Consider the following 12,317-nt stretch of genomic DNA (forward strand, 5'->3'; position numbering starts at 1 on the left):
CGGCGGCGGCGTGCTGACTGACAGGGGAGTCGTGGCGCCAGTTACGGAACGACGGCTTATGGAAATCGCGGCGGGCCAGAACCAGTAGGTTGTAGCTATGCGTATCAGGGGGTTTCGAGGGGCGAGTGCGGTTCTGGCGGCGGGTTGTTTGGCGGTGGCGATGATCGGCTGTTCTGGGTCGGTACCGGAAGCTGGTGGACCAATTTCTGCGCCGACGATGACCGTAACCATAACTCCAACCCCGACGCCGATCCCTGAAACCGATACATGCGACAACGCTTTCACCGCTGACCTGAATTCGAAAATGGCGACGGACGGACTCACTTTCCGTGCTGACGGCCCCCGCGAAGAACTGGACTCATTGGTCGGAGCTGACGGTCTGCGATGTAAGTGGACGAAACCGCAGACGGACCTGACCGTTCGGTACGCGAACTGGACCCGGGATATGCCGGCTTGGGATGTTCTGAGAGCTCAGCTTCTGGCTGATGGGTATATCGAGACCGGCCCGCGGTCGGTTAGCCGGCCGATACCGGAGTTCGACTCCGCGTACCGCTACCGCGACGGCGTCATCCACTACGCGAGCCCAGCCCGTTTCATCGGGTGGATAACTGCACTGCAGTAGGCGCTCGCGGATGGTGCCCACGAGCAGAACGAACGTGTTGCGCATGGCGGGTTTCGGCCAAAGCGGGAACTGGACTTATCCGAAAGGGTCCTAATCCTTCACGGAACTGAGCCTGGGCGAGGGCCGGAGCTGTGATGATTTGAGGTTGATGTAGTCGGCGTGTGGTGCTCCGGCGGCGGCGGCGTGCTGGTGGATTATCTCGCTGCTATATCCCAGGGAAATGGCCAAGGCGGTGGGATTGAGCTCTCTGGCGAGGTCGCGCAGGGCGGTGTTTCTGACGCCGTTGAGGTCGATTCCCCAGCTGCGAAGTCGGTTCAGCATGTTTTCTGGATGGGTGTGTTGGCCAGGCAGGTAGCCGGGAAAGAGCCAAGGGCTGTCGGTGTTGACAGTTTGCTGGTTGGGGCGGTTGTGGACGTAGTCCCAGAAGGTTGCCGCGACTTGTGCGGGCAGTAGGGCTGGCACCGATCCCAGACGCAGGTATAGGCCATCGGGTCGCGCTTCGAGGGCGCTGGTTTTCAGGGCTGCGATCTTTCCGACCGGGTGTGCGTAAAGCAGCAGGATAAGTGCGGCGACGCGGTCTGCAGCGGGCATTTCTCCGGTGGTGAGGCAGGCGCGGATGTGGTCGATTCTGGCTGCCTGCGTCAGGATCGGGGTCGATTGTGCTTCACGACGGGGGACCCGGACTTTCGCGATCTCGTGTGATGTGACGAGCGAGGCGATGAAGGTGTTGATGGCATGGCGAGTGGATGGTCCGGAGGCGAGGTAGTCGTCGAGGTGCGATTGACGGATATCGGTGTAGGTGGTGTCGTGCTCGGATAGGAGCCAGGCGAGGAATCGTCCTGACTCGGTGATTTCCTGCTTCGCTGACCGGACGGCGAAGTTCATGTTCGTGCCGGGCAACGACTTCGCCCGGAGTCGTTTCAAGTGATGCCACCGGCCGAAGCGTTCGATCGGTCCTTGGATCTCGCGATGGTCAGCAAGAGACACGATTCTCTTCTCGAGCCAGCGTTCGAACGCCGCCAGTTGGCGGTCCCGGGGCGGCAGCATGCCGTGATGGGTGAGTGTTTCGCGAAGGTGTTCGACGGCGTTGGATGCGGGTAGGGCGTCGAAGGCCTCGTGGCTGATGGCCAGTTCCCTGGTGCCCAGTCGGGTGAGGAGGGCACTGGCACCGATGCCGCGTTTCCAGGTATAGATGCTCTCGGGTCGCTCGGCATTGGCGAAGACAGCGACGAGGCGTTTGAGCCGGAGGTCCGGGGGAGTGTTGGGTTGGAGGGTTGCGGTGAGGTCGGCGCGGAGGACGCAGCGGATGCAGTTGCCGTTACGAAATCGTTCGGCTTCATCGCCGCAGGTGTCGCAGTGCAGGAGTGTGGCGATGCCGGCGCAGTCACGGCAGGTGTTCGCGCCGTCCGCGTCTTTGCCAGGGAGCAGGCGTGTGTCGCCGCAGGTAGCGCAAGGGCCGCGGGTGTGTGTGGCTGTGGTGAAGCAGATCCCGCAAATGGCGCCGTCGGGCCAGTGCACTCGAATCTTCGCGACCAGACCACCGCAGCGGTCGCAGTGCAGGGTGCCTGGGGTTCAGGGGCGTCCGCGGGTGCGGTGCTCAGTCGTCATCGTCGAGGATGCGGGCGCGGACGGGTTTGTATGCGTCGGCGAAGTTGACGATGTTCTCGCCGGAGGCGATTGTTCGTTCTTGGCGTTGGCTCTTGGCGTTCGCTGCGGTGAAGGTGACGAGCTCGTTCGCCTCAACGTTGAAGATGTCGCAGAGAGCGGTCAGGACTTTGAAGGAGATCCGCTCGGGATCCTGGGCGACGAGTCGATAGATCTGCGACTCCGAGAGCGTGATGCCGCGTTCTCGGAGCGGGGCGACGAGTTCTCGGCTGTTCTTCATGCCGTGGCGCGCCATGAGCTCGCGTGCGCGCCAGCGGTACTCGATTTCTCGTTTCATGATTTTTCCTCCCACGGGGTGCTGTTGGTGGTCGCGTTGATCGTGCGCTCGAGGACGCGGTTCAACGCCCGGGTTTGGTAGTCGCTGGAGACTGCCGTGTAAATGGATGTGGTCGACGCATGGAGGTGGCCAACTTGTTGTTGGACGAACGTGTGCTCGAAGCCATAGAACTCGAACAGGTGGGTGACGTAGGACCGGCGAAGGGAATGCATGTCCAGGCCGGCCGGGAAGCCCAGCTCGTTGACGTAGGCGCGGAAGCGTCGCCGTAGATTCGACTTCGGCACGACGAGGCCCTGGCTGGTGGGGAACAGGTCGGTCGGTTGAGCGGCAAGGTGAGGCAGTCCGGTGCGGATCCACCGGTGAACGGCCTCAGGCGACCACTCGAACACGGTGAGAACGGAGCGGCGCTCGGGCGCATACCCTTTCTGGGCCTTCCCGTAACGGACGTGGAGGACACCGAAGTCGCCGAACTGGGGCGAGTGCGGGTTGCGGGAGAAATCGACCAGCTGCAGGTGGGTCACCTCGTTGGCGCGAAGTCCCCCAGCGTAGGCGGTCTTGAACGCGATGGCATCGCGGTAGGCGGCGATGGCGCTCTTGCGTCCCGAGTTGATGACACGCTCGACCTCGATGTCGGCGAGATCGAAGAAGTCCTGCAGCTCACGACGCGAAAACGGGCGTTTCGTTGCCCGCTGTTCATTCTGTTGCGTGTGGGTGGCCCGGTTGAAGTCGGTGATGATCTGAGTGACGGGCCGGCCAAAGGTACGTCCGCGGACTTCGCTCCAGTCGTAGGCCGGATCGGTGAGGAAGTCGCAAAACAGTTTGAGGTTGGTTCGATACGCCCGGACGGTGGCCTGGGACAGGTTTGATACCGAGCGCGTGTAAGCGAAGTAGTCCTCGACGTCCGCGAACGTCCATTCCCACGGGAAGTGCCCGGTGAAGTCCGCGAACCGACGGATCGTTCGTTCGCGGCCAGAAATGGTCTCGTGCCGGAAATTGCGGGAGAGCTGTTGGCGGCGCCAGCTGTCGACCATCTCGGTGAAAACTGCATCCGGGCTGGTCGCCTCGGGGCGCAGAGGCAGATGGGTTACTCGGCCCAATGCAACGCTCATAAGCCCACTCAACCTGTCTGCAAATTATGCTCTTTAAAAGCAAAACATGCAAAGCACGCGACGTTAAACCGCGGAAATACGGGGATCCCGAGAGGATATGTGCCGCGAAATTCCCCACGTTGAATCAGAGCGCTCAGACCTTGACCAGTGCAGATATAGCGCCCCACATCTCAGAGAAACAGCAGAAGTCCCTGACGCGACCAGCGCTCCGGCGGACAAATACCAGGGGAGTCCTATTCTGCAATTCCTGCAATAGGTCCATTACGCGCTGACATAATGTGCATTATCGGTCAACCAGTGAAGAGGTCTGGACGTGTTGGCCGGACTCGACTACTTTGTGCGGCACGGCACGTTCCCAGAATCCAAGAGGCAGCTGAAATGCCCACTACCGTTACGGCCTTCGATCTGTCGTTGGATTAGAGAGCGCTCAGCACGTCAGAAATCAACGGTGTGCGCCTGGCCATTGCTGGCACCGGCCTGTTGGCCCTGGTCGTCGGCGTCCTGATCCTGTCCTGGACGGACGCCACCGTCGCCTCCCTCAAGATCCTGTTCGGCCTGTACTTTTTGATCAGCGGCATCGTTCACGTAGGCCGAGGATTATTCACACAGGGTGCGTCCGGCGGTAGCCGGGTTGTGAACATCCTGCTCGGCGTGCTGCTGATCGTGGGCGGTATCGTGGCAATCAGAATCCCTTTGGACACCCTGACAGTGCTCGGGATGCTTATCGGGAGCTGTTGGATCGTGGAAGGTGTGGCCGGATTGGTCGAGACGGCCCCGGACTCCAGCAGGTGGTTCGGTGCGGTCTTCGGCGCCATCGCCGTCGTGACCGGCGTCGTGGTGCTCTTCTCCCCCGTCGAGTCGGTCACCATTCTGGTCACGATCGGCGGAGTGTTCCTCGTTCTGTCCGGGATCATCCAACTGGCGCAGGCCTTTATGTTCGGCCAAGGTCGGTCGGCGACACTCGATACGGCGTAGCCGCTCGGCGCGGCCGCACGGCATTCGCCAGGCCGCACTGCACGTGCTGCCCGCGACGTCAGTTTAGACTGGCGGCTTCGCCGACGTAGTCCGCGATGTCCCCGACGTACCTGGTGTTGTTCTCCGGCACGGCCTCGACGGCCGCCAACGCAACCTCGGCGCCGAATTCGCTGACGTTGTACAGCCGGCCGGCGGCATCCTTACGCGCGGTCATGGTGCCCGGGCTGGCTCGCTCGAGCAGGACGGCGGTGACCGTGCCCTCAATGATGTCGCCGGAGACAACGACGAAACCGATGCCGGCCTCGGCAAACTCGGGGATGAGGGCGCGCAGTGCGTCCTCGCCGGCGCGCTTGCTCCGGGCGACCGGCTCGTATTCGGCCATGGTGGTCGTGGTCTCGACAAAGTGGGCCTGGTGGCTGGTGACGAACACCACGCGGGCACCCGGAGCGAGCAAGGGCCGTGCCGCGTGCAGCAGGTTGACCTGGGCGTCCCGGTTCAGCTGCATGGCGTAATCCTCGGCCATGCCGCTTTCCATGCCACCGGAGGCGTTCATGACGAGGATGTCGAGGCCGCCGAACTCCGCACGGATGGTTTCGAACATGGACTCGACGGATGCAGCATCCGTCAGATCTGCGCCGACCGTGATTGCCGTGCCACCTGCGGCGCGGATCGCATCGGCGACCTTGATCGCCCGTGCCTCCTTGTTACGGAAGTTGATCGCGACGCTGGCGCCCGCCTCGGCGAGGAGGCCGACGGTGGCCGCTCCGACACCACGGGACGACCCCGTGACCAGGGCGCGTTTGCCGATGAGAGAGCCGGCGTCGAGGGGATTTTTGGGTGCAGTAGTCACAACGCCCAACCCTACCAACATGAGCGGCGGGACTCAGCCTCGGCCAGTCTCGACTCCGGCCAACGAGCAGGTGATAGCTTCGATAGGGAAACGTCACGTGAGAGGCTCCAAAATTGATGGCTGACCTGACCGACTACTTGTGGATCGTGTGGCTCGTCTTCATCCTCGTCTGCGTGATCATCGAGCTGCTGTCGCTCGAGTTCACCTTTCTGATGATTGCTGTCGGAAGCCTGGCCGGCCTGGGGGCGAACCTGCTGGGAGCCGTGTGGTGGCTCCAGATCGTCACGGCCGCCGTGGTATCCGTGCTCCTCATCCTGCTCATACGCCCGGTTCTCCTGCGGCTGATGAGGAAGGGTGCCGATCACACACCGAGCAATGTCGCCGCACTGCTCGGCATGACCGCACAAGTACTGTCCACCGTTCGCCCCTCGGGTGGAATGGTCAAACTGGCCAACGGCGAAACCTGGACAGCCCGCCTCTCCCCCGACACCGACACGCAATCCGCCGAACCCGGTGAGATTGTTCGCGTGACCGCGATCGAAGGCTCCACCGCCGTCGTTCATCCCTCGGAAAGGAACATCACATAGTGCTCTCCACCGGTGAATTCATTGGGCAAATCTTCATTGCCGCCCTCCTCTTGGTACTCGGGGTGTTCGTCGTCGTCGTTCTAGTCCGGGCCATCAAGATCATCCCGCAGGCCAACGCCGGCGTCGTCGAGCGTCTGGGCAAGTATCACAAGACGCTCGAGCCGGGCCTGAACATCCTGGTTCCCTTCATCGACCGGGTGCGACCCTTGTTGGACATGCGCGAACAGGTCGTTTCCTTCCCCCCGCAGCCGGTGATCACGGAGGACAATCTCGTGGTGTCCATTGACACCGTGGTCTATTTTCAGGTCACGGATGCACGTGCCGCCACCTACGAAATCGCGAATTACCTGGGCGCGGTCGAGCAGCTCACGACGACGACCCTGCGCAATGTGGTCGGTGGCCTCAACCTTGAAGAGGCGCTGACCAGCCGCGACAATATCAACGGGCAACTACGGATCGTGCTGGACGAGGCGACCGGCAAGTGGGGTATCCGAGTCGGACGGGTGGAGCTGAAGGCGATCGACCCGCCCCTGTCCATCCAGGATTCGATGGAGAAGCAGATGCGCGCCGAGCGTGACCGCCGCGCGGTCATCCTGACCGCCGAGGGCACGAAGCAGTCGGCGATTCTGACGGCCGAGGGAGCTCGGCAGGCCGCCATCCTGTCGGCGGAGGGTGACGCGAAGGCAGCCGTTCTGCGCGCCCAGGGTGAGGCGGAGGCCATCACCACGGTATTCAGGGCGATCCACGACGGTGACCCGGATCCGAAGCTCCTGGCCTATCAGTACCTTCTGACCCTCCCCAAGCTCGCGGAGGGCAGTGCGAACAAGTTGTGGATCGTGCCCAGCGAACTCACCGCCGCGATGAACGGCATCGGGGCGGCGTTCGGCCATGCCGTCGGCGGCTCGGCCGCCCCCGCGCAGACCGCGCAGACCGGGCAGGCCGGGCCGGCCGGCCGGTCCCCCGCCGTCCCGGAGGCGTAGGCGGCGATGTACCTCGAGGGGGTCGGGCCGCGCGTTTTCGCCCATCGCGGCCTCTCCCTTGATGCACCGGAGAACACCCTGCTGGCGTTCCGGCACGCGCTCGCGGTCGGCGCGACCCACATCGAGACGGATGTCCACGCCACGGACGACGGAATCGCCGTGCTCAGCCACGACGCTGAACACGATGTGGCCGGAACCCGCATCCGCCTCGATCAGCTCACCATGGGCGAGCTGCGCCGGGTCGGACTCGGTCAGGGGCAATCCTTCGCGTCCCTTCGCGAGGGACTTGACGTCTTCCCGGAGGCCCGGTTCAACATCGACGTCAAATCATTGGCCGCCGTCGAGGCCACGGCCGCGGCGGTCCGGGACGCCGGCGCCATCGACCGGGTGCTGATCACCTCTTTCTCCGAGAACCGCCGTCGCCGCACGGCTGCGCTGCTCCCCGGGGTGGCCACATCGGCATCCGCGTCGGTCTTGATGCGCGCCGTTTTGGCCGCCGAACTGGGCCTTGCCGCTCCGGTTCGGCACTCCCTGAGGAACTTTGCCGCCGTGCAGGTGCCGGAGTCGGTTCGTTTCCTTCGCATCCTCACTCCCCGCTTCATTCGCGGCATACACGCGGCCGAGGTGGAGGTGCATGTCTGGACCATCAACGATGCGGAGTCCATGATCCGGCTCCTGGACCTCGGTGTCGACGGGATCGTCACCGACCGGTGCGACCTGGCCGTGGCGATCATCGCGGCGCGAGCCTGAGAGTTCGCTCCGAGAAGTCACATAACGGAAAGATAACGTCCAGCTTGATGGTTTATACCTAGAAGTTGTATCGCGAGAGGAGACCATACGATGGCGGATCGCAGTTTGCGTGGCATGAGGTTAGGCGCACAAAGCCTTCAGAGCGAAGAGGGCGTAACCTTTTCACCACGAGTTAGTCACACGTATCTGTGTGCGACGTGCGCACGGGAGACGGTCATGATCTTCTCGGCAGAGGCGGAAGCTCCTGACGAATGGGAATGTCGCTTCTGTTCACAGACAGCAACCCGGTTGGTTGACTCCAAACCGGTGATAGTGGACCATTCCGACGAGAAAGTACCGCGTACGCATTGGGACATGCTCCTGGAGCGACGCACCCGCGCCGAGCTCGAGGAACTCCTTGAGGAACGGCTGACGTTCCTGCGGGAGCGTCGCGGCCAGCAGAAGATCGACGCCTGATCGGCCCTTTTTCGCGCTGCCTGAACTGATCAGGATCGCACGCTACGCGCCCGATTCCAACGGGCGCGTAGCGTGTTACGAGAGCACAGTACAAACCCGGCAAGGCCGAGGCCGCACACCAGCCACTCGATTACCCGTCCCGCAGCCATCGCCGGGGTGACCGTGTCGCTCAGGGGAACTGACTGCACCATCGCTCCGGGCAGCCAGGTCGGCAGACTGTCGAGCGTGGCACCATCCGGCGTGATGATGGCGCTGGTGCCCACGGTGGAGATATTCACGACCGTGCGCCCGGCTTCGATGGCTCGGAGTCGTGCGATGGCCAACTGCTGCACGCTCTCGTCGGTGCGGCCGAAGTCGGCGTTGTTCGTCTGGGCAAGGATGATCTCGGCTTTGTCGTCGACCATTTCCTGAACGAGCTGGTCGTCGGCGATATCGAAGCAGATGGCGAGTCCCGCCACGATCCCGTTGATGTCGAAAACGTTGTCCCGGGTGCCGATGGAGTAGTCGCGCGCGACCAGGTCGATCAGCTCGGGAGCAAATGGCCGCCAGAACGCACGGTCCGGCATGTACTCCGCGAAGGGCACCGGATGCACCTTGTCGTAGATGTCGACGGCGCCCTCTCCCTCCTGCCACAGCAGAGAACTGTTGTAGATCTTGTTGTTCCGCTGCGTTATCGCTCCCGCGATGATCGGGACGCCCATCCGGTGGCTGAGGAAGTCCAGGTTCTTGGCGGCATCCGCTGAACGAAGGGGGTCGATGTCGCTGGCGTTCTCCGGCCACACGACGAAGTCGACCTCCTCGTCGATGACGGCCAAGGTCGCCGAAGTGTGGTCCGCCAGGATCTGCCCCGGTGAGTAGCGCGCGAACAGACCGGCATCCGATGCACCCTGGATGGCAGCCAGACGCACCTCCCCCGTCTGTACCGTCGGCCAGGCCGGTACGACCAATACGACCGCGATCGCCCCTGCGGCAATGCCTGAGCGCACGGTGAGTCGCACCGGGGTTTCGCGGAGCAACTGCAGAGCCAGGGCGCAAAGCCAGACCAGGACGAAGCTGAGCCCCGACATGCCGACCCAGGCCACCAGTGAATTGAACGGGCTCTCGGACTGGGAGATGGCCACCCTGCCCCAAGCGAATCCGCCATACGGCCATACCGAGGCGAGTGCTTCCCGCGCCGTCCACAGCCCAGCCACGACCACCGGCACCACGCCGAGGCGGCCCAGGCTGGTCGGCCACACCCGCGGCCCCGTTTCGAGCACGACACCGATCAGCGCCAGGCTGATACAGAAGAATATGGTTTGCAAGCCGGCCAGTGCCAGCCAGGGCACAGGTCCGAGATAGAGCGTCAGCCAGCTGATGTGAATCAACCAGAACGCTGATCCGGCCACCAACCCGATGAGCAGGCCGGACCAGAAACCACGCCCCAGTAAGGCGAAGAGCATCAGGAAGACTCCGACCAGGGCCAGAATCCACCACGACCGATCGGGAAACCCGGCGTCCAAGATCGCGCCGGCCGCCGCGGCGAGCAGCATAGCGGCCGGCAACGGGAGGGCCAATGGCCGAAGGGTCCCCGAGATCACGTCATCAGCCTAGGCGACTGACGAGTAGGCCACGATCCCACGGCGGATCGCATCCATGGCCTTGCGAGCGGTGCGGCCGACGGGGTCGTCGGCCACGACCGAGAGCTGATCCAGAAGGTCGATGGTCTGCTTCGTCCAGCGCACGAAGTCGCCCGCCGCCATCTCGGCCTCATCCAGGACGTCGATGAGCGAACCGGCTCGCGCCCACTTCCATATCGCCAGGCTGAGTCCCACCGCGAGGGGGTTGCTGCCGGGAAGCTTGTGATCGCGTTCGAGATCATCGAGGCGGCTCCACAACTCCTGGGTCTCGTGCAGGGCCTCGCGGAAGGCGCCCTTGGGCAGGTAGCGTTCGTCGATCAAACCCTCTTCGCGGCGGGGTTCGAAAACGAGAGCGCAGGCCATGGCAGCGAGACCCGCTGGGTCGAGGTCGTTCCACAGGCCCCGGCGCAGCGATTCCGCTACCAGGAGGTCACGGTCCGCGTAGATGCGCCGCAGGATCAGGCCGCTCGGGCTGAGCGTGACCGTGCCGTCGGGGTTCTCGAGGAGATAGCCGTAGCCCACGAGAACTTCGGTCACCCGGTCGAAGACGCGTGCGACGGCGCCGGTGCGTGTCGTAATCTGCTGGGTGAGGGTATCCGTGTCTCGCCTCAGCGTCCACCAGCGCTGTGCCCACCGTGCGTGCTGCTCGCGCTCAGGGCAGCTATGGCACGGATGCTCGCGCATGCGCTTACGCAGGTTGCCGAGTTCGCGCTGGCGGCGCTCGCGCGCCGCACGGGCGCCGGTCTCCCCCGCCGCATTTTGGCGCTCGACGTCGGTGAGATTGCGACGGATGGCGGAGTATTCGGTGAAGTCGCCCAGGTGGCAGACCATGGACTGCGCGAACCCGGTCAGTGACTCTTCCTGTTGGCGCACTCTGCGTGCCAGGTCGACGACCGCCCGATCGGCCTGGAACTGGGCAAACGAGGACTCGAGGACCTCACGCGTGCGTTCCCGACCGAACTGGTCGATCAGGTTGACGGCCATGTTGTAGGTCGGCTTAAAGCTGGAATTGAGCGGGTAGGTGCGTCGAGACGCGAGTGACGCCACCGTCTGAGGGTCGAGTCCGGAAGCCCACTGGATCACCGAGTGGCCCTCAATGTCAATGCCGCGCCGCCCGGCCCGACCGGTCAGCTGGGTGTACTCCCCCGGGGTGACCGGCACTCTCGCCTCGCCGTTGAACTTCTCGAGCTTGTCGAGCACCACCGTACGGGCCGGCATGTTGATGCCGAGCGCCAGGGTTTCCGTGGCGAAGACGGCCTTAAGGAGCTTCTTCTGGAACAGCTCCTCGACGACCTCCTTGAACGCCGGAAGCAGCCCGGCGTGGTGGGCGGCGACACCCCGCTCGAGGCCGTCGAGCCACTCGAAGTAGCCGAGCACGCCGAGGTCTTCGTCGAGCAGCGTACGGCAGCGCTCGTCGACGATCTGCCGGATCTCCTCGCGCTCCTGAGCGTCGGTCAAGCGCACGCCGGCCCGCAGTACCTGGCGGACCGCCTGGTCGCAGCCGACTCGGCTGAAGATGAAGAAGATCGCCGGGAGCAGGTGTTTGCCCTCGAGCAGCCGCACGATGTCGGAGCGGTCCATCCGCCCCGGTTCGAAACCGCCACGCGGCTGGGTCCCCCGGCCGCGGTCGCGGTCGCCGCCCCGGCGTCCGTTCGCCGAGCGGACGCCGGGTGCGCGCCCGCCCGACTGGGCCAGCCGCACCAGCTCCGGGTTCACCCGGTGGGTCCCGGCCAGGCCGGCTGCGTCAAAGAGGTCGATCATTTTGCTCTTGACCAGCACATGTTGTTCGAGCGGAACCGGCCTCTCTTCGGAGACGATGACATCCGTTTCGCCGCGGACGGCCTGCAGCCAGTCGCCGAATTCTTCGGCGTTTGAGACCGTGGCGCTGAGCGAGACCAGACGTACGTCCTGGGGCAGATGGATGATGACCTCTTCCCAGACGGCACCGCGGAACCGGTCGGCCAGGAAGTGGACCTCGTCCAACACGACGAAGGCAAGGTTTGTGAGGAGGTCCGAATCGGCGTAGAGCATGTTGCGCAGCACTTCGGTCGTCATGACCACGATGCGGGCCTGCGGGTTCACGTTCGTGTCGCCGGTGAGCAGGCCCACGGCATCCGCCCCGTATTCTGCGACGAGTTCCTGAAACTTTTGATTGCTCAGCGCCTTCATCGGGGCGGTGTAGAAGACCTTCTTCCGTGAGCTCTGCATTGCCAGATAGATCGCGAACTCGGCGATCAGGGTTTTGCCGGCACCCGTGGGCGCGGCCACGAGCACGCTGTTACCGTCCTCGAGAGACGCGCAAGCGGCCAGCTGGAAGGGATCCAGTCCGAAGCGGAGCCCGGTGCGGAATGACTCCAGGCGGGGCCGGCCGGCGCGGGCTCGGGAGGCGGCATAGCGTTCCGCGGGCGATTCAAGGTTGGTCATCGG

At 64.0% G+C, this 12,317-nt stretch carries 11 protein-coding genes; 5 read left to right on the forward strand and 6 right to left on the reverse strand.

The annotated features are described in order from the left end of the window. Positions 1-712: 712 nt before the first annotated feature. From E3N94_RS10920 to E3N94_RS10930, 3 genes are all read right to left on the reverse strand, one after another. Positions 713-2,140 carry a site-specific recombinase gene (locus E3N94_RS10920; protein WP_241986073.1) on the reverse strand — a complete coding sequence of 476 codons (1,428 nt, stop codon included), beginning with the start codon at positions 2,138-2,140 and terminating at the stop codon, positions 713-715. Positions 2,141-2,219: 79 nt separating this feature from the next. Next, entirely contained in the window at positions 2,220-2,564 is a 345-nt protein-coding gene (locus E3N94_RS10925) for a helix-turn-helix transcriptional regulator (RefSeq protein WP_134401657.1), read from the reverse strand. Then, entirely contained in the window at positions 2,561-3,673 is a 1,113-nt protein-coding gene (locus E3N94_RS10930; protein WP_134570223.1) for a tyrosine-type recombinase/integrase, read from the reverse strand. Before E3N94_RS10930 ends, E3N94_RS10925 begins: the two co-directional genes overlap by 4 nt. Before the next feature lie 450 nt (positions 3,674-4,123). On the opposite strand from E3N94_RS10930, the gene E3N94_RS10935 reads away from it, so the two are divergent. Further along, on the forward strand, positions 4,124-4,648 hold the full coding sequence (locus E3N94_RS10935) for a DUF308 domain-containing protein (RefSeq protein ID WP_166790096.1): 525 nt from the start codon (positions 4,124-4,126) through the stop codon (positions 4,646-4,648). Between the two features lie 58 nt (positions 4,649-4,706). On the opposite strand, the gene E3N94_RS10940 is transcribed toward E3N94_RS10935, so the two are convergent. After that, positions 4,707-5,498 (reverse strand): SDR family oxidoreductase, encoded by a 792-nt coding sequence (locus E3N94_RS10940; protein ID WP_241987110.1) that lies wholly within the window; start codon positions 5,496-5,498, stop codon positions 4,707-4,709. A gap of 116 nt (positions 5,499-5,614) precedes the next feature. Here E3N94_RS10940 and E3N94_RS10945 point away from each other — a divergent pair, with 116 nt between their 5' ends. The 4 genes from E3N94_RS10945 to E3N94_RS10960 all read left to right on the forward strand — a co-directional run bounded on the left by E3N94_RS10945 (position 5,615) and on the right by E3N94_RS10960 (position 8,271). Then, the gene (locus E3N94_RS10945) at positions 5,615-6,085 is read left to right on the forward strand and encodes an NfeD family protein (protein WP_174720217.1); all 471 of its coding nucleotides are present in this window, start codon (positions 5,615-5,617) and stop codon (positions 6,083-6,085) included. After that, positions 6,085-7,065, forward strand: a complete 981-nt coding sequence (locus tag E3N94_RS10950) for an SPFH domain-containing protein (protein ID WP_134419522.1) — start codon at positions 6,085-6,087, stop codon at positions 7,063-7,065. The genes E3N94_RS10945 and E3N94_RS10950 overlap by 1 nt, the downstream gene beginning before the upstream one ends. A gap of 6 nt (positions 7,066-7,071) precedes the next feature. Beyond that, on the forward strand, positions 7,072-7,815 hold the full coding sequence (locus E3N94_RS10955; RefSeq protein WP_134419523.1) for a glycerophosphodiester phosphodiesterase family protein: 744 nt from the start codon (positions 7,072-7,074) through the stop codon (positions 7,813-7,815). Positions 7,816-7,905: 90 nt separating this feature from the next. Further along, positions 7,906-8,271, forward strand: a complete 366-nt coding sequence (locus E3N94_RS10960; protein ID WP_134570226.1) for an RNA polymerase-binding protein RbpA — start codon at positions 7,906-7,908, stop codon at positions 8,269-8,271. A 29-nt stretch (positions 8,272-8,300) separates the two neighbouring features. Here E3N94_RS10960 and lnt read toward each other — a convergent pair whose 3' ends face one another. Together lnt and E3N94_RS10970 are read right to left on the reverse strand one after the other, a co-directional pair. Continuing rightward, a complete protein-coding gene (gene lnt / locus E3N94_RS10965) occupies positions 8,301-9,851 on the reverse strand; it encodes an apolipoprotein N-acyltransferase (RefSeq protein ID WP_241986077.1) in 1,551 nt (516 codons plus the stop codon). Positions 9,852-9,860: 9 nt separating this feature from the next. Then, on the reverse strand, positions 9,861-12,314 hold the full coding sequence (locus tag E3N94_RS10970; protein WP_134570227.1) for a DEAD/DEAH box helicase: 2,454 nt from the start codon (positions 12,312-12,314) through the stop codon (positions 9,861-9,863). Positions 12,315-12,317: the final 3 nt, after the last annotated feature.

Origin of the sequence: Cryobacterium sp. Sr3 (genome assembly GCF_004402835.1) — a bacterium.
Lineage (GTDB): Bacteria > Actinomycetota > Actinomycetes > Actinomycetales > Microbacteriaceae > Cryobacterium > Cryobacterium sandaracinum.

What these genes read in the sequence shown, in the direction of transcription:
- E3N94_RS10930 (WP_134570223.1), bottom strand. Translation starts at nt 3,673, where the DNA reads ATGAGCGTTGCATTGGGCCGAGTAACCCATCTGCCTCTGCGCCCCGAG.
- E3N94_RS10945 (WP_174720217.1), top strand. Translation starts at nt 5,615, where the DNA reads ATGGCTGACCTGACCGACTACTTGTGGATCGTGTGGCTCGTCTTCATC.
- E3N94_RS10955 (WP_134419523.1), top strand. Translation starts at nt 7,072, where the DNA reads ATGTACCTCGAGGGGGTCGGGCCGCGCGTTTTCGCCCATCGCGGCCTC.
- E3N94_RS10960 (WP_134570226.1), top strand. Translation starts at nt 7,906, where the DNA reads ATGGCGGATCGCAGTTTGCGTGGCATGAGGTTAGGCGCACAAAGCCTT.
- E3N94_RS10925 (WP_134401657.1), bottom strand. Translation starts at nt 2,564, where the DNA reads ATGAAACGAGAAATCGAGTACCGCTGGCGCGCACGCGAGCTCATGGCG.
- E3N94_RS10970 (WP_134570227.1), bottom strand. Translation starts at nt 12,314, where the DNA reads ATGACCAACCTTGAATCGCCCGCGGAACGCTATGCCGCCTCCCGAGCC.